Source organism: Streptomyces sp. NPDC052043 (assembly GCF_044548235.1).
Classification (GTDB): domain Bacteria; phylum Actinomycetota; class Actinomycetes; order Streptomycetales; family Streptomycetaceae; genus Streptomyces.
On the sequence record NZ_JBIUBT010000001.1, the window covers coordinates 808,591 to 827,268 of the forward strand.

At 71.7% G+C, this 18,678-nt stretch carries 18 protein-coding genes and 1 pseudogene; 7 read left to right on the plus strand and 12 right to left on the minus strand.

Annotated elements, in window-relative coordinates:
- Positions 1-7 precede the first annotated feature (7 nt).
- Positions 8-463, minus strand: coding sequence for a GNAT family N-acetyltransferase (locus tag ACIHCX_RS03855; RefSeq protein ID WP_400026603.1), 456 nt, complete (start codon positions 461-463; stop codon positions 8-10).
- Positions 464-559: 96 nt separating this feature from the next.
- Positions 560-979, minus strand: a pseudogene (locus ACIHCX_RS03860) (RidA family protein); the annotation flags it as partial.
- A 117-nt stretch (positions 980-1,096) separates the two neighbouring features.
- Here ACIHCX_RS03860 and ACIHCX_RS03865 point away from each other — a divergent pair.
- A complete protein-coding gene (locus tag ACIHCX_RS03865; protein WP_400026257.1) occupies positions 1,097-1,861 on the plus strand; it encodes a nucleotidyltransferase domain-containing protein in 765 nt (254 codons plus the stop codon).
- A gap of 98 nt (positions 1,862-1,959) precedes the next feature.
- Here ACIHCX_RS03865 and ACIHCX_RS03870 read toward each other — a convergent pair whose 3' ends face one another.
- Genes ACIHCX_RS03870 through ACIHCX_RS03880 form a run of 3 tightly spaced genes read right to left on the minus strand, consistent with a single transcriptional unit; the run spans position 1,960 to position 7,019 of the window.
- The gene (locus tag ACIHCX_RS03870; RefSeq protein WP_400026259.1) at positions 1,960-4,719 is read right to left on the minus strand and encodes an alkaline phosphatase family protein; all 2,760 of its coding nucleotides are present in this window, start codon (positions 4,717-4,719) and stop codon (positions 1,960-1,962) included.
- A 3-nt stretch (positions 4,720-4,722) separates the two neighbouring features.
- Positions 4,723-6,081, minus strand: a complete 1,359-nt coding sequence (locus ACIHCX_RS03875) for an ABC transporter permease (protein ID WP_400026261.1) — start codon at positions 6,079-6,081, stop codon at positions 4,723-4,725.
- Positions 6,078-7,019, minus strand: a complete 942-nt coding sequence (locus ACIHCX_RS03880) for an ABC transporter ATP-binding protein (protein ID WP_400026263.1) — start codon at positions 7,017-7,019, stop codon at positions 6,078-6,080. Before ACIHCX_RS03880 ends, ACIHCX_RS03875 begins: the two co-directional genes overlap by 4 nt.
- 494 nt (positions 7,020-7,513) lie before the next feature.
- On the opposite strand from ACIHCX_RS03880, the gene ACIHCX_RS03885 reads away from it, so the two are divergent.
- The gene (locus ACIHCX_RS03885; protein ID WP_400026265.1) at positions 7,514-7,699 is read left to right on the plus strand and encodes a hypothetical protein; all 186 of its coding nucleotides are present in this window, start codon (positions 7,514-7,516) and stop codon (positions 7,697-7,699) included.
- Between the two features lie 72 nt (positions 7,700-7,771).
- Here ACIHCX_RS03885 and ACIHCX_RS03890 read toward each other — a convergent pair whose 3' ends face one another.
- Both ACIHCX_RS03890 and ACIHCX_RS03895 read right to left on the minus strand, forming a co-directional pair.
- A complete protein-coding gene (locus ACIHCX_RS03890) occupies positions 7,772-8,224 on the minus strand; it encodes a hypothetical protein (RefSeq protein ID WP_400026266.1) in 453 nt (150 codons plus the stop codon).
- Positions 8,215-8,880 carry an ATP-binding protein gene (locus ACIHCX_RS03895; RefSeq protein WP_400026267.1) on the minus strand — a complete coding sequence of 222 codons (666 nt, stop codon included), beginning with the start codon at positions 8,878-8,880 and terminating at the stop codon, positions 8,215-8,217. The genes ACIHCX_RS03890 and ACIHCX_RS03895 overlap by 10 nt, the downstream gene beginning before the upstream one ends.
- 256 nt (positions 8,881-9,136) lie before the next feature.
- On the opposite strand from ACIHCX_RS03895, the gene ACIHCX_RS03900 reads away from it, so the two are divergent.
- The 3 genes from ACIHCX_RS03900 (at position 9,137) to ACIHCX_RS03910 (ending at position 11,151) form a co-directional block, all read left to right on the plus strand.
- Positions 9,137-9,997, plus strand: a complete 861-nt coding sequence (locus tag ACIHCX_RS03900) for a helix-turn-helix domain-containing protein (RefSeq protein ID WP_400026269.1) — start codon at positions 9,137-9,139, stop codon at positions 9,995-9,997.
- Positions 9,998-10,270 (plus strand): DUF397 domain-containing protein, encoded by a 273-nt coding sequence (locus ACIHCX_RS03905; RefSeq protein WP_400026271.1) that lies wholly within the window; start codon positions 9,998-10,000, stop codon positions 10,268-10,270. It begins immediately after the preceding gene.
- A gap of 92 nt (positions 10,271-10,362) precedes the next feature.
- Positions 10,363-11,151, plus strand: a complete 789-nt coding sequence (locus ACIHCX_RS03910) for an SAM-dependent methyltransferase (protein ID WP_400026272.1) — start codon at positions 10,363-10,365, stop codon at positions 11,149-11,151.
- Between the two features lie 81 nt (positions 11,152-11,232).
- On the opposite strand, the gene ACIHCX_RS03915 is transcribed toward ACIHCX_RS03910, so the two are convergent.
- Together ACIHCX_RS03915 and ACIHCX_RS03920 are read right to left on the minus strand one after the other, a co-directional pair.
- A complete protein-coding gene (locus ACIHCX_RS03915) occupies positions 11,233-12,720 on the minus strand; it encodes a glutamate synthase subunit beta (protein ID WP_400026274.1) in 1,488 nt (495 codons plus the stop codon).
- A 246-nt stretch (positions 12,721-12,966) separates the two neighbouring features.
- Positions 12,967-13,659 (minus strand): DUF2293 domain-containing protein, encoded by a 693-nt coding sequence (locus ACIHCX_RS03920; protein ID WP_400026275.1) that lies wholly within the window; start codon positions 13,657-13,659, stop codon positions 12,967-12,969.
- 143 nt (positions 13,660-13,802) lie between these two features.
- On the opposite strand from ACIHCX_RS03920, the gene ACIHCX_RS03925 reads away from it, so the two are divergent.
- Positions 13,803-14,444: a uridine kinase gene (locus tag ACIHCX_RS03925; protein WP_400026277.1), complete on the plus strand. Its 642-nt coding sequence runs from the start codon at positions 13,803-13,805 to the stop codon at positions 14,442-14,444.
- A gap of 68 nt (positions 14,445-14,512) precedes the next feature.
- On the opposite strand, the gene ACIHCX_RS03930 is transcribed toward ACIHCX_RS03925, so the two are convergent.
- Complete coding sequence (locus tag ACIHCX_RS03930) at positions 14,513-15,604, minus strand: magnesium and cobalt transport protein CorA (protein WP_400026278.1); 1,092 nt, start codon at positions 15,602-15,604, stop codon at positions 14,513-14,515.
- A 155-nt stretch (positions 15,605-15,759) separates the two neighbouring features.
- On the opposite strand from ACIHCX_RS03930, the gene ACIHCX_RS03935 reads away from it, so the two are divergent.
- Complete coding sequence (locus tag ACIHCX_RS03935; protein ID WP_400026280.1) at positions 15,760-16,701, plus strand: methyltransferase domain-containing protein; 942 nt, start codon at positions 15,760-15,762, stop codon at positions 16,699-16,701.
- A 66-nt stretch (positions 16,702-16,767) separates the two neighbouring features.
- Here the strand turns inward: ACIHCX_RS03935 and ACIHCX_RS03940 are convergent, their stop codons facing one another.
- Both ACIHCX_RS03940 and ACIHCX_RS03945 read right to left on the minus strand, forming a co-directional pair.
- A complete protein-coding gene (locus tag ACIHCX_RS03940) occupies positions 16,768-17,688 on the minus strand; it encodes a carbohydrate kinase family protein (protein WP_400026281.1) in 921 nt (306 codons plus the stop codon).
- Positions 17,673-18,578 carry a pseudouridine-5'-phosphate glycosidase gene (locus tag ACIHCX_RS03945; protein WP_400026282.1) on the minus strand — a complete coding sequence of 302 codons (906 nt, stop codon included), beginning with the start codon at positions 18,576-18,578 and terminating at the stop codon, positions 17,673-17,675. The genes ACIHCX_RS03940 and ACIHCX_RS03945 overlap by 16 nt, the downstream gene beginning before the upstream one ends.
- Between the last annotated feature and the right edge of the window lie 100 nt (positions 18,579-18,678).

The window sequence follows — 18,678 nt, forward strand, 5'->3', positions numbered from 1 at the left end:
TCCGATCTCACGGCCGCCACACGTACCGCACGTCCGGCTCCCGTTCCTCGTTCTTGCCGCCGTCGGTGTACTCGACGGGCACGAAGCCGTGGCGCTCGTAGAAGCGGTGCGCGGGCCGGTTGACCTGGAAGGTCCACAGGGACAGTCCCTCCGGCCTGCGCTCCTTGGCGAGGGCGACGAAACGGTCGCCCAGGCCGCGTCCGCGCCAGTCCGGGGCGAGGTACAGCTGCTCCAGCACGTCGTCGTCGAGCACCATGACGCCGACGACGCCGCTGCCGTCGTCGGCCTCGGCGACCCAGGTCTCCAGCCGCGGTACCACCACCTCCCGGAACCAGGTGCGCACCGCGTCGTCGGAGTGCGGTCTCACGACCCCCGGCAGCGCGGCGGCGAAGGACCGCAGCCACACGTCGGCGGCGGCCCCCGCGTCCGCCTCACCGGCCCGCCGCAGCACGACACCGCTCACCGCACTCGCGTCCCGTGCCCCTTCCTCCGCCTCCGGCACCACCGCCGTCGCCGTGATCTCCACCAGCTGCCCCTTGTACCCGAGGCAGGCGACCCCGAGCAGCGTCGACGCGTGCGGTCCCGTGCTGAGTCCGGACGCCTCGACGACCTCCCAGACCGCGGAGAGCACAGCGGGATCGCTGCTGACGACGTACACGTCGGTCGCCAGAACATGTGCCAAGTCGCTGCCGACCTCACGCAGTTGCTCGGTGAGATTGGCGATCACCTGCTCCGCCTGGCGTACGGGATCCCCCGCACCGATCAGTTCCCCCCGGGCGTCCAGGGGCACGGATCCGGCCAGGAACGCCAGCCTCGTCCCGGCCTCGACGACGCAGGCGTGGGAGTAGGCGGGTGGCGCGAAGAGGCCGGGGGCGGTGACACGACGGATCACGACGAGCTCCTGAACGAGAACGGATACGGGAACGGAGACGGGCACGGGAACGGACACAGGCACGGGCACGGCCAACTTCCCGATCATGCGCGCTCGCCCCCCTGTGGCGCAGCCGAATTAGCGGTCAGGGGCCTCAGGTCCTCGCCGCGGGCCGCAAGCGGAAATTCGCTGGCGCCGCGGTGCCGGTCGGCGTAGTCAGGGACGGTGACGTGTGATTCCTCGTTCCTCGACTCCACCGCCGACCGCTTGGCCGCCCTTCCCGGAGTCCGCGCGGTGGCTCTCGGCGGATCTCGTGCTCAGGGCACCCACCGGCCCGACAGCGACTGGGACCTGGCCGTCTACTACCGGGGCCGCTTCGACCCCGCCGATCTGCGGGCCGTCGGCTGGGAGGGCGAGGTGTCCGGGATCGGGGCATGGGGCGGGGGCGTGTTCAACGGAGGTGCCTGGCTGATCATCGACGGGCGGCGTGTCGACGTGCACTACCGCGACCTGGACGTGGTGGAGCACGAGTGCGCGGAGGCGGAGGAAGGGCGGTTCCGTGTGGAGCCGCTGCTGTTCCATCTCGCGGGGATCCCCAGCTATCTGGTCGTCGCGGAGCTCGCCGTCAACCGGGTGCTGCGCGGCGAGCTGCCCCGCCCCGCCGGCTATCCGCCCGCCCTTCGGCGTTCGGCGCCCGACCACTGGTACGGCCTGGCCACCGCCACCCTGGCCTACGCGAAGGCCGGTCATGCCCCCAAGGGCGACCTCACCCAGGTCGCCGGCGCCATCGCCCTCGCCGCGACCCAGACCGCCCACGCGGTGCTGGCCGCACGGGGGGAGTGGACCACCAACGACAAGGGGCTGATCGACCGCGCGGGCCTGCGCGCGGTCGACGACATCGTGGCGGGACTCGCACCGAGGCCGGGGGCCCTGACCGCCGCCCTCACCGACACCGAGGCCCTGCTGGGCGGCTGCCTCCCGAAGGGGTGAAAGGGGAGGCCCGGCGCCCGAGCCGAGAGAGCCCCTGGCCGGCGGTGACGCCGGTCAGGGGCTCTTCACATGCTCAGGCAGCCGTCAGCCGTCAGCCGTCAGCCGTCCGACTCCGGCGACGGGATGTACGCGCCCGGCACGTCGTCCGGCGCGAAGATCTTCTTCTCGCCGGGGTACGGCTTGCTCCACTGGTGCGTCTCGTACCAGGTGAAGTGGTTCATCTGAGCCGGGTTCGCGAAGTCGGGCTTGGCGTTGGGCCCGGTCAGCCGCTGCTTCGACTTCCAGTTCTCCCACTTCGCCGCGACCGCCTGCTGGGCCGCCGGCACCGTTGCCGACGGCACGGCCGCCGCCTTGGGGTTCTGCGGCGCCGGGGTGTCCAGGCCGCAGGAAGGCGCGGTCTTCACACCATCGGTCAGCGGGGTCCGGTTGGGCAGGGTGGTGAACGGCGTGAAGTCCGGCGTCTGGGTGAACGCCCCCGCCATCGGGCTGGCCGCGCTGTCCCTCTGGTTCATCGGGTGGATCCCGAGGATCTGCTCGATGGTGCGGATCATCGTGATCTGCGAGTAGTAACGGCTGTCGACGGTGCCGTGCTGGGCCCAGGGGCTGATGATCTGGATCGGGGCACGGTGGCCGTCGACGTGGTCGAGGCCGGCCTGGGAGTCGTCCTCGACAACGAAGATCGCCGAGTCCTTCCAGTACTTGCTGTGCGAGATCGTGTCGACGATCTTGCCGACCGCGAGGTCGTTGTCCGCGACCTGAGCCGCCGCGCTCGCCGGACCACCGGTGTGGTCGCTGGAGAGCCAGAACATGTTCAGGTTGGCCGGCCCGTTCTTCTTGAAGTCACGCTTCCAGATCTGGGCCCGGTAGACGTCCGGGACGCTGAGGTCGTACTTCGGGAAGCCGGGCACCGACACGGCGTTGAGCGACGGGATCGGCGAGGAGGAGTTCAGGGTGTAGGCGGTGTCCTGACCGGTCGCCTCCATGTTCTTGCTGTCGCAGTACAGGTTCTGCCAGGTCGCGTCCGCCGGCTTGGTCAGGAACTGGTGGAACTCGCCGAAGTTCCGAACGGACTTGCCCGCCGCCTGCGCGCCGGTCCAGAGGAAGCCGGTCCGCTGGTGGCCGAGGGCGTCGTCCTCGGTGTCGTAGCTGCGCGCGTACTCACCGGCCGAGGACTCGGTGTACTCCGGGTTGTCGGACTGCATCAGCCAGTTGTGACCCTCGGCCGAGTTGGTGCCGATGTCGTACGTGTTGTCGTACAGCCCGAACTGCTTGGCCAGTGCGTGCTGGTTCGGCGTCACGTTCTCGCCGAACTGCGTCAGCGACGGGTCGCCGTTGCCCTGCGGGATGTCACCGAAGACCTGGTCGTAGGTCCGGTTCTCCTTGACGATCATGAACACGTGCTTGATCGTCGAGGGATCGCCGAGCTTCTCCGGGACCGGCACCGGAGTCCGGCCCAGGCCCTTGCCCTGGGCCAGCTTGACCGAGTTCTTGGTCCAGCCGTTCCGTTCGAAGATCTTGGGCGTCTCGGACTTGACGACCTTGTCGGACGGCAGCGTGAACCGCTGCACGCTCGACGTCGTGTCGTGGGTGCCGTGCCCGGCGCTGTTGGTGGGACGGCGGGCGTCGATACCACGGGTGTTGGAGACCACCACCTCGTTGCCGACGGTGGCGATCTCCGCGGGGAAGTAGTCCGTCGGGAGCAGGCCGACGTAGCTGACCGGCTCCTGCGGGGTCTTGTACCGGTAGACGGCGACCGCGTTGGCGCCGCCGAGCGTCACCAGCAGATGACCGTCGTCGGTGAGCGTCACCGCGTTGGGGTGGTAGCCCACCGACGCCTCCGGCCACGGCTGGGTCGCGATGGTCTGCACGACCTTGTCGCGGCGCGTGTCGATGACCGACACGTCGTTGGTGGCGGTGTTGGTGACGAACACCGCCCCCTTCGTGGCGTACATGGTGGTCGGGTGCAGACCGACGTCGATGCTCCCGACTGCGGCAGCCGGGGCCGCCAGGTCGATGACGCTGACCGTGCCGGTGGTGGTGGCACCGGTCTTCGGGTTGGCGGGCACCTGGGTGCCGTACGAGTTGATCGTGGTGTCGCCGGGCTTCGCCGGCCGCCCGCCCTCGTTGCTGACGTAGAGCTTGGTGCCGACCTGGACCATGCCACGCGGGGCGTTGCCCACGGTCCAGCTCTGCTCGATGGCCCCGGTTGCCGCATTGATGGCGACCACCCGGTTCTGGCCGTTGACCGCGGAGTACACGGTGGAGCCGTCGGGCGAGAACACCGCCGCGCCCACCAGCGCGTGCTTGGACCCGTCCGCCGGGATCTTGATGAACGTCGGGTCCGCGACGGTGCCGTCCGGCCGTACCGTGAACCTGGTGTAGCCGTCGGTCTGGCCCAGCCACAGCTGCGAACCGTCGGGCGAGTACGTGGGGCCTTCCTGGCCCACGTCGTTGCCACTGATGCGCAGGTCCGCCGCCGCGTTGTTGCCGACGAGCTGCTGCACCTTCCAGTTCTTCAGGTCCACGACGGCGAGCGCCACTCCACCGTCGGTGACCGAGGCCGCGACGTGGGTACCGTCCGGACTGACCGAGGACGACATGATCTTGCCGTCGTTGATGACGAGGCGGTCACCGTACGGGGCGATGTACTGGTCGCTGGAGACGACCAGGCCCTGGTCGGTCGTCTGGCCGACCTGCTGGGTGCCGAACTGGTGCGTGTCGGCGAAAGCCGTGCCGGAGACGACCAGCGCCGCGGTGGCGATGCACGCCGTCACCAGCGAGGTCCGGCGGTTGAAATGTCTGCCGAACAGACTGACCTGCTCCTTCTCGACCTGCCGACGGCGCCGAGTCACCTGCATGGATCATCCCTTCGAAGTGGTCCTGAGCAGCTGGACGTTGCCGTCGAACTGCCAGAGCGGGTTCGGTGTGTCCCCGGTCGGGGTCCGCACCAGGAAGTAGCCGTTCACTTCCTTCGGTCCGTCGCCGTCGGCCACGAACCGGCCGTCCGCGGTGACGTCGAGCTGGTAGATGGCCGTGCCCGGGGCCTCGACGCCGGGCAGATGCCAGGTGACGACGCAGCGCCAGTCGTTGCCCGGCCCCCGTGCGGCGAGCTGGCCGCCGCCCTTGTCGCACGCCGCCGTGACCCGCAGCTGCGCCTCGGTGACGGCCGGGCGGTTGAGCTGCTCGGTCTGCAGGCGGTACAGGTGCGCGAACGCCGTGGCGACCGACCGCTGCACCTTGGCCTGCTCGATTCCGGATCCCGTCGAGGGTGTCGCCACGGCGACGACCGCGACCGTGAGGGCGGTCAGCCCGGCCAGCGGCAGGAGTCCGGTGGTGATCGCGCGCCGCCCGGAGCCGTCGTAGGCCGGGTTGGTGAAGTCGCGCCGCAGGAAGAGCAGATACGCCAGGGTCGTGGCGGCCACCGCCCATACCAGGCCCACCACGATGCCGATCAGCAGCGGGCCGAGCTGTGCCGGGCTGGTGAACAGGCCGTTCCAGGCGATGAAGGCGTAGCCGGGCAGGGCGAGGCGTACGGCGACGGGCAGCGGCAGCATCTGGGCGAGCTGCATCGCGAGCGCGGCGAGCGCGGGCAGCAGCAGCCCCATCGGGGACCGGCCCAGCGCGACCGACCCGAGCAGTCCGATCGCGGCGAGAGCCAGGGTGGGGGCGAGGACGCAGAGCCAGGCGAGGAGGACCTTGCCCGCGGCGTTCCCCGGCGTCAGCAGATGGCCGTCGAGGCCGACCAACGGCTGGTTGCCGACCGCGAGGACGCCGCCGACCGTGCTGGAACAGGCCAGTCCGGCCACGAGCAGCAGGATGACGGTGAGGCCGGCCAGCGCCTTCGACGCGAAGATCCGCCGGGGCGAGCGGACCGCCACCAGCAGGTGGCGCCAGGTGCCGAGCCGGTCCTCGAAGGCGAACACGTCGCCGGCGACCACCGAGGTCAGCAGCGGGAGCGCCCAGGTGCCCGCGAAACCGAGCATCACCAGCGGTCCGGCCCACCCGGTGGCGTGCATCCAGCGGCCGAAGAGGGTGTCGGAGGGGAGCGTGCTCTGGAGGCTCACCGCGGCGACGAAGAGCGCCGGCACGATCCAGCAGGCGAGGACCAGCAGGCGGATCCGCCACTGCGAGACCAGCTTGACCAGTTCGAAGCGGTAGGCGCGGGTCACCGGGACGTGGTGGGTGCCGGCGGTGTGCTCGTGCGTGGCGGTCGCGGTCATCGGCCGGCCTCCCGCTGCTCGGTGAGGGCGAGGAACGCGGCCTCCAACGGCGACACGACGGGGGCGAGTTCGCGCAACGCGATGCCCGCGCCCACGAGTCGTGCCACCAGTTCGTCGAGAGCGGGCACCGGTGCGCGGACGACGAGCGTCTCGGCGCCGTGCCGCGTTCCGGCGTCGTCGACGACGCGTACCCCGGCCGTGCCGTCGGCCAGCCGACGGGCCGCCCGCGGGTCGGAGGTGAGCAGCCGGTAGTCGAGTTCACGGTTCTCGGCGGCCAGCTTGCCCAGCGGGCCGGAGAAGACGACCCGTCCGGTGGCGAGGATGGTGACCTCGGAGCACAGCGCCTCCAGGTCCTCCATGCGGTGGCTCGACAGCACGACGCAGGTGCCGTCCGCCGCGAGCCGGGTGAGGACACCGTGCACGTGGTTCTTGCCGGCCGGGTCGAGGCCGTTGGCGGGTTCGTCGAGGACGAGCAGCCGGGGCTTCGTGAGCAGGGCCGCGGCGAGTCCCAGCCGCTGCCGCATCCCGAGGGAGAAGCCGCGGGCCGGGTCGTCGGCGACATCGGTGAGCCCGACCTGGTCGAGCATGTCGTCGATCCCCGCCGTTCGCGTGTCGAGACCGCGCAGAGCGGCCAGCGCGGCGAGGTTCTGCCGTGCGGTGAGCGAGGGGTAGAGACCGGGCCCGTCCACGAACCCGGCGACACCGTCGGGAGCGGCGAGCGCCCGCCCGGCCGGCGTCCCCAGGATCTCGAGGGACCCGCTGTCGGCGACGGCCAGGCCCAGCAGGAGGCCGAGCAGGGTGGTCTTGCCGGCGCCGTTGGGCCCGACCAAGCCGTGGATCTTTCCCCGCTCCACGTTCAGATCGACGCCGTCGAGCGCGACGACATCGCCGAAACACTTGGTCGTCCCGCGCGCCCGGATCGCGAGGAGTGTGTCCATGAGTCCCTTCCTTCGCAGCCCTCAAGGACCGTAGGGACGACACACGACGCCTGCGGGGACGCCGAGTTGAACGCTTGCGGAACGGAATGCAGAGATCGTGCTCACGACAACTCCACGCCAAGTAGGTGTGGAGGGGGTCGACTTGAGGTTCGCACTGCGGTGCGGCCTGCCCCGGCGGGTAGGTGGCGCCGATCGCGGGGCGCAGGCGTCCCCTGGCGGCGCGTTCCAGCGCCAGGCCCAGCAGTTCCCGGGCGGTCCCGTGACCCGCGTCGTGGGTCACGGAGCGCCCGCTTCCGCGCGCGGCGCGAGGGTCGAACACGGGTTGTGGGCGGATCGGTGCGGACGGTGCTCGTGTCGGCCGGAAGTGTGAGGTGGGACGCACCTTTGGGGTGGGGCTGGTGTCACGTACGTCTCAGTAGGGTCACCAGGAGAGGCGTTCTCCCCCTGCCAGGCGTTTAAATCTGCAAGTACAGCAGTGAACGTGGAGGTGCAGGGTGAACGGGCGAACGGTGCTCGAGCGCTTTCCCGCCGGTGGTCCGCGCGGGTCGTGGCCGGCGGAGGAGTTCGCGCATGCGCGGCGTCTGGAAGGCCTGCCCGCCGAGGTTGTCATGGACCTCGCGACAGACACGTTCCTGGTGATCGTCCGCGGCGGAGACTCCGGCGGTGACGCCGCGGCGTGACCCGGCAGGTGTCGACCTCGACCGGATCAGTCCCTCGTCCCCCGTGGCCGTCGACCGGATCAGTCCGGTCGGTTACGCGCTGACGGGGCTCGACCAGGCCGGGGTCGTCCCGGTGATCCGGCACAGGGCCAGATAGAGGGGGATCGGCGGGGTGTAGGGGATCGTGCCCGCCGGGCGGTGGACGAGGAAGGGCGCCGTCGGCGAGGCGGGGAGCGCCGCGCCCGGGGAGTAGTGGGCGGGAGCGGGCCAGCGCAGGGCGTAGTCCGAGTCCGCGGGGACGACCCACCACCAGTGCGCGCGGTCGGCGTAGACGCAGCCGACGCGGGGCAGCCGGGGCATCAGCTGCGGACCGAGGTGGGCGGGGACCGCGACCGCGTCGCAGCCCAAGGGGGCGGTCATGCCCTCCGGCACGGACAGCCGCCGGGGTGCGCCGTGGGTGCGCAGACCGCGTCCCAGACGTACGAGCGTGTCCAGGTTGAGCGACTGGCCTGAGCCGCCCAAGGAGCCGGCGCCGGTCACAGCCATGCGGTCCCCGTTTCGTGATGTGCCTGCCGGTGGGTCTGCCGGTGTGCGTGGCCGTGCCCCTGTTCCTGCCCCTGCCCCGGCCCGTGCCCATGTGCCTGCGGACCGTTCTTGTCGCCCGTGTCGCGGGCGGGAGCCGGCTTGGGGCGGGCGCCCCAGCCCAGGTCGCCCCGGACGGGCGCGGAACGGCGCGGCAGATCCGCCCAGACCACCAGGCCGGTGCCCTGTTCCTGGGCTCCCCAGGCCAGGCATACGGCGTCGACGAGGAGCAGTCCCCTCCCGTGCTCCTCCTCGGGCTGCCGCGGCGACGGCTGCGGCTCGCCCGGCGCGCACCCCTCGTCCCGCACGGCTATGCGCACCAGCTCGTCCCCGTCGTGCAGCTCGCACACGATCTGCCTGCTGGCCGTGTGGACGATGGCGTTGGTGACCAGCTCGGAGACGACCAGGGCCGCCGCGTCGCAGGTGTCCTCGCACACGGACCAGCCGGTCAGCCAGGTCCGGGTCAGGCGCCTGGCCTGCGCGGGGGAACCGGGATGCGCGGCCAGTTCGAAACGGAACCGACGCTCGGCAACGGCCCCGCCGGGGCCCGCTCCCGTACTGGCGCCGTGGCTCAGCAGGCTTGCGGCGGCGTCTGTTCCTAAGGGCGGAGACGGAATCACGCTTGCCACTATCTCCCCGCCGTGAACACTTGGCAAGTGTCACTCTGGAAAGTGCAGAGTGTTGGAGTCGCGCTCAGGCGCCATGGCACACTGCTCGCAACAGCACGTCGAACGGCACCAGTTGAGGCCACCGGATCCCCGGACTTTCGAACAGGCCTTCGAGTGATTGCCGTGGGTCGTGCGGGATTCCTTACGGAACCTCCGGAATCCTCACGTCCGTCCGTACAGTTCGCTCCTGGGTCAGTGGAGGTGGAGTGTGAGCGAGCCGCGGTCCGCGCCGACCGTCGGGCAGGTCGTGCTCGGCAGGCGCCTGTGGGACCTGCGGGAGAGCGCGGGGCTCAAGCGTGAGGAGGCCGCCCGCGTCCTGCACGTGGCCCCCGCCACCGTGCGGCGCATGGAAATGGCCGAGGTCGCCCTCAAGATCCCGTACCTCCAGCTGCTGCTGAAGGCGTACGGCGTCTCCGAGGAGGAGGCCGAGGCCTTCATGCGGCTGGCCGAGGACGCCAACCAGCCGGGCTGGTGGCAGCGGTTCCACGACATCCTGCCGGGCTGGTTCTCGATGCACGTCAGCCTGGAGGGTGCCGCCGCGCTCATCCGGTCCTACGAGCCGCACTTCGTCCCGGGACTGCTCCAGACCGAGGACTACGCGCGCGGGGTGCTCAAGTCCGGCGCCGTCGGCCAGACCAGCCCCGAGGACATAGAGCGCCATGTCGCGCTGCGCATGCAACGCCAGGATCTGCTGACCCGTCCGGACGCCCCCAGGTTCTGGGTGGTGATGGACGAGACCGCGCTGCGCCGCCAGGTCGGCGGTCCCGAGGTGATGCGTGCTCAGATCGACCGGCTGCTGGAGGCCGCGAAGCTGCCCAACGTGACGTTGCAGGTCGCCCCGTTCTCCGCGGGGCCGCACGCCGGCACGTACGGACCCTTCGTGCTGTTCCGATTCGCCGTGCCCGAACTGCCGGACATGGTTTACAGCGAGTACCTGACCGGCGCGGTCTACCTGGACGCGCGTGAGGAGGTGGCGAGCCACCTCGAGGTCATGGACCGCATGGCGGCGCAGGCCGCTACTGCACATCGCACGAAGGAGATCCTCCGGGATTTCCGCAAGGAGCTGTGAATGGAACGCATCACGTCCCAGCCCAAGCCGCGGCTGCGCCGCGGGATCTACAACGGCATGCCCGCCGGCGAACTCGGCAGCGAGGGCTGGCACAAGCCGTGGAGCGGGGGCAACGGAGGCAACTGCCTGGAGGCCATGAAGCTGGACGACGGCCGGATCGCGGTCCGTCAGTCGACCGACCCGGAAGGACCGGCGCTCATCTACACGACCGACGAGATGACGGCGTTCATCGAGGGCGCGAAGGCCGGAGAGGCGGACTTCCTTCTGACCTGAACGACCCCTGTCTGTTGGCTGTCTCAACTCCCTAATCTTGGTAATCACTTGATCATGACCATTGCTTACTTCAGACGCTTACGAGGTGCCGTATGACCGAGATCGACACCAGCAAGCCGCATCCCGCGCGGATGTACGACTGGTACCTCGGCGGCAAGGACAACTACCCGGTCGACGAGGAACTGGGCCGGCAGATGCTGGCACTCGAGCCGCGGGTGCCGGTGATGGCCAAGGTCAACCGCGCGTTCATGCACCGGGCGACGCGGTGGCTGGCCGGTCAGGGCGTACGGCAGTTCCTGGACATCGGCACCGGCATACCGACCGAGCCGAACCTGCACCAGGTCGCTCAGTCGGTCGCGCCCGACGCGCGGGTCGTCTACTGCGACAACGATCCGATCGTGCTGGCCCACGCGGCGGCCCTGCTGCGCAGCGCGCCGGAGGGCATCACCGAGTACGTGCAGGCCGACGTCCGCGACCCCGCCACGATCCTGGAGGGCGCCGGGAAGGTCCTGGACTTCAGCCGGCCCGTGGCGCTCTCCCTGATAGCGCTGCTCCACTTCATCACCGACGAGGACGGCGCCCATGACCTGGTCGCCCGGCTTCTCGCCGAACTGCCCTCCGGCAGTTACCTGATGATGACCCACGCCACCTCCGACTTCACCCCGGAGGAGTCGGAGGCGGCCACGGCCAAGCTGAAGGCCGGGGGCGTCACTCTCGCTCTCCGTTCCCGCGAGGAGTTCACCCGCTTCTTCGACGGCCTGGAACTCGTCGATCCCGGCGTGGAGGTCGTCCACAAGTGGCACCCGGAACTGGGCGAACCGATCCCGGGCCAGGACGACGGAGTCATCCCGGGCTACGGGGCGGTGGCGCGCAAGCCGTGACGTGGTGACGGCATGGCGCCGTGAAGCCATGACGCAGTGATGTTCGCGGCGCCCCGCCGGCCAGGTGGGGCGCCGTCGGCGTCACACCCGCATCGGACGGTCGTACGGACCGATCGGGGACGGGAGGCTCCAGACGCCCGTCAGATGGTGGTCCACGGCCGCGGCGACCGCGCGGCCCTCGGCGATGGCCCAGACGATCAGCGACTGGCCACGGGCGGCGTCCCCGGCGGCGAACACGCCGGGGACGTTGGTCGCGAAGGCGGGGTCACGGGCTATCGTGCCCCGGTCGGTGAGTCGCAGGCCCAACTGGTCGATGAGGCCGTCCTCCTGGGACGGGCCGGAGAAACCCAGCGCGAGCAGCACCAGATCGGCCGGGATCGTGCGCTCGCTGCCCGGCATGGGGCGCCGCTCCGCGTCCACCTCCACCAGGTGCAGCTCACGCACGCGCCCGTCGGCGTCACCGGTGAAGTGCAGCGTCGACGCGGCGAACAGCCGCGCGTCGGCGTCCGCGACCGGCGCCGTGCCCAGGTCGCCCGCCTCCTGGTGCGCGGGCGACAACCGGTAGATCTTCGGGTAGGTCGGCCACGGCTCGATGTCCTCGTCCCGCTCCGCGCCCGGCTGGGCGTAGATGTCCAGCTGCGTCACGGACGCGGCGCCCTGCCGCACCGCCGTGCCCAGGCAGTCGGCGCCCGTGTCCCCGCCGCCGACGATCACGACGTGCCGTCCGGCCGCGGACACCGGGGAGGCCTCCAAGTCGCCCTCACACACCCGGTTGGCCAGCGGCAGATACACCATCGCCTGGTGGATACCGGTCAACTCGCGTCCTGGCACCGGTAGTTCACGCCAGGCCGTGGCGCCCGTGGCGATCACCACGGCGTCGTAGCGCGCCCGCAGCTCCCCGGCCCCGACGTCCCGCCCGACCTCCGTCGACGCACGGAACTTCGTCCCCTCGGCCAGCATCTGCTCCAACCGCCGTTCCAGATGCTGCTTCTCCATCTTGAACGCGGGGATGCCGTACCGCATCAGCCCGCCGAGCCGGTCGTCCCGCTCGTACAGGGCGACCGTGTGTCCCGCGCGGGTCAGCTGCTGGGCCGCGGCGAGCCCGGTCGGCCCTGACCCGATCACCGCGACGGTCCGCCCGGACAGCCGGTCCGGCGGGCGCGGCGGGGTGAACCCCTCCTCCCAGGACCGGTCGGCGATCGCGCACTCGACGTTCTTGATGGTGACCGCCGGCTGGTTGATCGCCAGCACGCACCCCGCCTCGCACGGCGCCGGGCACAACCGCCCGGTGAACTCCGGGAAGTTGTTCGTCGCGTGCAGCCGGTCGGCGGCCGCCCGCCAGTCCTCCCGGGACACCAGGTCGTTCCACTCGGGGATCAGATTGCCCAGCGGACAGGCCTCGTGGCAGAACGGCACCCCGCAGTCCATGCACCGGTCGGCCTGCTTGCTGATGATCGGGAGCAACCCGCCCGGCACGTACACCTCGTGCCAGTCCCGCACCCGCTCCTCGACCGGCCTGCGGGGCCACTCCTGGCGGGGTGTGGTCATGAAACCCTTGGGATCGGCCATGGCCGTCCCCCTTGCCTCGGGCACCACCTCTTTCCGGCCACGATACGTCCGGCGCGCAGCAGACGCAGGGCCCGGTACGTCCCCTTGTGATGTCCCTCGCGCGGTGCGCGCGGAACGGGGTACGTCCGCGGAGCGGTACACGCGCGTGGAGCCGGATACGTCCGTGGAGCGGTGCGCCCGGGGCCGGGTGGCGGTGCACGGGGCGCCGGATACCGGTACGTGGGGAGCTGCCGGCCCGGGCGGGTGCTACCCGTGCGGTTCCTTCTCTCGCCAGGCCCTCAGCACCGAGTCCACGTCGGCCCTGATCCGCCGCCGGGCCTCGGGCCGTGCCACCCCGCTCATCAGCAGCCGGTCGTACGGCGTGTCCAGGTGGCGTACGGACGCCGCGACCGCCGAGGTGACCGCGGTCTCGGACAGGGCGCGGCCCGACGCGCTGCGGCCGACCCGTCCGCTGCCGCGCAGGGAGGCGTGCCCGGCGATGGCGCTCGCGCGGTCCGGCGGGCAGGCAGGAAAGAGCCGCAGGATCTCCGCCGTGAACGCGTCCGCGAAGCGTATGTCCTCGGCCGCCCGCCGCCGCGCGTCGCGGGCCCGGCGACGGCGCCGGGCCTCGGCGTCGGCCAGGCACCGCAGCTCCGCGCGGGCGAGCGCCGCCTCCTCGACGAGGACGCCCTGCCGCTCGTACCGGCTCCTGCGCCGGTTGAACCGCACCACCACCGCCGACAGCGCGCTCTCCTGTCGCGACCGACGGGTCAGCGCGGTGTCGCCGCGCGGCAGGAAGACCAGGTGCCCGAGGTCGGCGCAGTCCAGGCAGCGCGGCATTTCCTCCTCGAGTACGAGCAGCGGGAGCGGGCTGCGTCGGCACACGGAGCAGCGCTTGCGTCGCAACGGCTGGACGACGAGGAGGCCGTCGGAGGGCCGGGTGACCGGAAGGGGAGCCATACCTGGAGCCATACGCGGGGCCATACGACGTACTTTCCCAAGCGCCGCCCGGCCGCTCCTCCCACTCCCACTCTCGCCTCCGACTCCCACTCCCGCTCCCGCCTCCCGCCGCACGCCGCACCCCGCTCCCGCCCTGGCGCATCATGGGCCGTGTGCGACTCCAAGCGATCACCTGGGAACGGCTCGGCGACCTGCTCGCCGAGCGCCTGCTCGACCTGAAGCCCGCCGACGGCAGTCCCTGGCCTCGCGTCGCCTTCGACGGCGCCCCCGCCGCGCTCCCGGGCGACCTGGCCCACCGCGTCGCCGAGGCACTGCGGCCGCTCGGCCGCCCCGCGCTGGTCGTGAGCACCGAGGGTTTCCTGCGCCCGGCCTCCCTCCGCCTGGAACACGGTCACCGGGACGAGGAGTCCTACTACAACGGCTGGCTCGACACCGGCGCCCTGTGGCGCGAGGTCTTCGGCCCGCTCGAACCCGGCGGTGACGGCCGCGTCCTGCCCGACCTGTGGGACCCGCTCACCGACCGCGCCACCCGCAGCGCCTACGTCCAACTCCCGCCCGGTGCCCTGTTGTTGCTGCACGGCCCCCTCCTGCTGCGTCACTGGTTCCCCTTCGACCTGACCGTCCACGTCCTCCTCTCCCCGGGCGCCCTGCGCCGCCGCACCCCGGAGACGGAGCACTGGACGCTGCCCGCCTTCGAGCGCTACGACACCGAGACCGAGCCGGCCCGCACCGCCGACGTCCTGGTGCGCGCCGACGACCCCCGGCACCCGGCCTGGAGCGGCTGAGCCCAGCGTCCCCGATCACCGCGGCTGTGGGTGCCCGCCCTACCGGGTTCCCGGGGCGGGCCGACCGTTCAGAGCCAGCCGTTGCGGCGGAAGCCGCGGTACAGCGACACGCACACGGTCGATATCAGGCAGATGACCAGCGGATAGCCGAACCGCCAGTCGAGTTCCGGCATCACCTCGAAGTTCATGCCGTACACCCCGCACACCATGGTCGGCACCGCGATCACCGCGGCCCATGCCGTGATCTTGCGCATGTCCTCGTTCTGCGCCACCGTCACCTGCGCGAGGTGGGCCTGAAGAATCGAGTTCAGCAGTTCGTCGAAGGCGGCTATATGCTCCTTGGCCCGGGTCTGATGGTCGAGGACGTCCCGGAAGTACGCCTGTATCTCCGGGTCGATCACCCGCATCGGCCGGGCGGAGAGCTCCTCCAGCGGGCGGCTCAGCGGCACGACGGCCCGCTTCAGCTCCAGCAACTCCCGCTTGAGCTGGTAGATCCGCCCCGGATCGACCCGCGCGCCGTCCTCCGCGAACACCGCGGTCTCCACCTCGTCGATGTCCTGCTGGAACGAGTCGGTGACCCCCAGGTAGCCGTCGACCACGTGGTCCGCGATCGCGTGCAGCACCGCCGCCGGCCCCTTGGCGAGCTGGCCCGGAGCGGACTCCAGCTCCTCGCGCAGCGGACCGAGCGAGCCGTGCCGGCCGTGCCGCACGGTGATCACGAAGTCCTGCCCGGTGAACACCATGATCTCGCCGGTGCTCACCACCTCGCTCGTCGCCGTCAGCTTCTCGTGCTCGAGGTAGTAGACCGTCTTGAACACCGCGAACAGCGTCTGGCCGTACCGCTCCACCTTCGGGCGCTGATGCGCCTTGACCGTGTCCTCCACCGCCAGCGGATGCAGGTCGAAGAGGTCTGCGATGCCCGCGAACTCCTCGTCCGTCGGCTCGTGCAGTCCCAGCCAGACGAAGCCGTCACGGGCCTTGCGCACCCGCGTCACGGCCTCCACCAGATCGCCGGCCTCCGGGAGCCGCTCGCCGTCCTGGTAGGCCACGCAGTTCACCACGGAGGAGCCCAGCGGGGACCGGGCAGGGTGGCTCAGGTCGACCCGGCGCCGCCCTCGCGCCAGCCGAGCCACCTTCCGCAGATTCCCCGCCATGGACATCCGGATCTCCTCGCGTGCACTTCTTGCCGCCTGGTCGAGCCAGTTTGCCAGGCTCGCGCGAGCGCCGGGTAAGCCTGTGGAAACCGCACATTCCGCTTTGTTCCCGCCTGTGGACGGGCGCGGCGGGCGCCGGAGGAGGCTGGGATGATCCCGGTATGACGCACAGCGACGAGCATCCGGGCGGGCATTCGGGCGCGGACACCTACCAGGGCAAGGACGGCCCGCAGAAGGGTCCGCAGGAGGGCCCCGCGGAGGGCCGGGAGAAGAGCCGGGGCGACGGCCGGGACGAGGGGCGGCAGCAGGGCCCGGACGGGGACCGGTATCTGCTCGAGAACCGGCAGACCGAGGCGGGTGAGCGTTTCGACGCCTTCGCGACCCTCTTCGACCCCACGACGTTCCGCCACCTCGAAGGACTCGGCGTCGGACCCGGGTGGCGCTGCTGGGAGGTCGGTGCCGGCGGCACCTCCGTCGTGTCCTGGCTGGCCCGGCGGGTCGGCCCCACGGGCACGGTCGTGGCGACCGACATCGACACCTCGCTGGTCGCCGGTGCCGCCCACCCGCCGGTGGAGGTCAGGGTCCACGACGTGGGCGCCGAGGAGCCGCCGGGGGAGGGCTTCGACCTCGTGCACGCCCGACTCGTCCTGGTCCACGTGCCGGACCGGGAACGGGCGCTGCGGTCCATGATCAAGGCGCTGCGCCCCGGCGGACGGCTGCTGCTGGAGGACGCCGACCCCGCCCTCCAGCCCCTGCTCTGCCCGGACGAACACGGCCCCGCGGAGGAACTGGCCAACCGGCTGCGCCACGGCTTCCGCCGTCTGCTGGCCGACCGGGGCGCCGACCTGTCCTACGGTCGCAGACTCCCGCGCCTGCTGCGCGAGGCCGGTCTGCACCGGGTGGAGGCCGACGCCTACTTCCCGGTCACCTCGCCGGCCTGCACCGCCCTGGAGTCCGCCACGGTCCGGCAGATCCGCGCCCGGCTCGTCGCCGCGGGCCTGGCCACCGACGAGGAGATCGACCAGCACCTGACCCACGTGGCCTCCGGCACCATGGATCTGGCCACCGCGCCGATGATCTCCGCGTGGGGTACCAAGCCGTAGTACTCCGGGCCGCCGGCCGCGGTACCTCTGGGCCGCCGACCGGAACGTTCGCGGGGTCTCGGAGGCTCACCGGGCTTGTGGAGGCCGCCCGCCCACCCGTGCCACCGCGAGCGCGCCCGCCGCGCAGCCCCGGGACGCCGCCGTCTCGGGGGTGGCGCCGGCCAGCAGGGCGGCGAGGAAGGCGCCGGTGAAGGCATCGCCCGCGCCGGTGGTGTCCCGTGGGGTGGCCGGTACCGCGGGTACGTGGACGCGGACGGCGCCGGTGTGCGCCACCCGTGCCCCGGCAGAGCCCTGTTTCACGACCACCAGCGGTACACGGCGGCTCAACTCGGCCGCCGCGTCCGCCGGGTCGTGCAGACCTGTCAGCAGGCAGGCCTCGTCGCGGCTGGGCAGCAGCACGTCCACGCCCTCGATGAGCGCGAGGAACCGGTCCACGCCCAGGGCGACAAGGAATCCGGCCGACGCGGGATCCAGGCTCACCGGCACACCACGCGCGCGGGCCGCCGCGACGGCGCTCGCCACCACCGCCCGGCCCGTACCGGAGAACAGCAGGTAGCCCGACAGATGCAGCCGGGCCACTCCGTCGAGCAGCGCGTCGGACCAGTCACCCGCCTCCAGACGCAGCGACGCCCCGCTGTCCGTGAGGAACGTGCGCTCGGCCGCCGCCGACGAGTCGACGAGGCAGACCACCGTCCCGGTCGGGGCCCCGGAATCGACCACCAGGTGGGGGCGCACCCCCGAGGCGGCCAGCGCCCGTTCGTGCCAGACCGCCGACTCCGCGCCCACCCGCCCCAGCAGCCGGACCTCCCGGCACCCGCTGTGGGCCGCCCAGCAGGCCACGTTGGCCCCCGCCCCGCCGGGCAGCATCCGGACCGCGGCGGAGGTGTCGGTGCCGGTGGCCAGGGGCCCGCGATGCCGTACGACCACGTCCGTCACGACGTCCCCGACCACCAGCAGCGCCCCGCCGGCCGTCACCGCAGGGCCCACGCCGCCGCGATCCGCGCCGCCAGCCGTACGTTGCCGCGCACCGCCGCCAGGTTGGCGCGCAGCGAGGCACCGTCGGTGTGCCGCACCAGGTGGTCGAGCAGGAACGGGGTGACCGCCTGCCCCGTGACGCCCTGCTCCGCGCACGCGTGCAGCGCGTCGGTGAGCACACGCGCGTGCAGTTCGGGGTCCAACTGCTCCTGTCGTGGCACGGGGTTCGCGACGATCAGCGCCGACTCCGGTGCCCGCAGCGCGTTCTGCGCCCGCATGACCTCGGCCACGTCCTCCGGCGTCCGCAGCGTCCAGTCCACCGGATGACCCGAGTCGGACAGGTAGAAGCCGGGGAAGCGGTCCGTGCCGTACCCGGCCACAGCGACGCCCAGCGTCTCCAGCCGCTGCAACGTCGCCGGCACGTCCAGGATCGACTTGACGCCCGCGCACACGACCGTGATGCGCGTGCGCGCCAGCAGTCCCAGGTCGGCGGACTCGTCCTGCGTCCGGGTCCACTGCCGGTGCACTCCGCCGAGCCCGCCCGTGGCGAACACGCGGATGCCCGCCAGCGAGGCCAGCAGCGCCGTCGCCGACACCGTGGTCGCCCCGCTCGCCCCCGCGGCCATCGCGAGCGGCAGGTCACGGTGGCCGAGCTTGCGCATCCCCTCCTCGTTCGCGACCCGTTCCAGCTGCCCCTTGTCCAGGCCGACTTGAGGGTGGCCGTCCAGCACCGCGATGGTCGCGGGCACAGCACCCTCCTGCCGCACCGCGTCCTCCAGTTCCAGCGCCACCTGGAGGTTGCGCGGGCGCGGCAGCCCATGGGCGATGATCGTGGACTCCAGGGCCACCACGGGACGGCGCGCGGCCAGCGCCTCCCGCACCTCTTCGGACACCAGCAGCATGTGCCTGTCTCCCGTCTGTCGCGCTCTCCCTCATCTCTGGCGGGTGCCGCACCGGGTCAAACCCTCACGACCCGTACCACACGGCATCAGCCGGGAACGC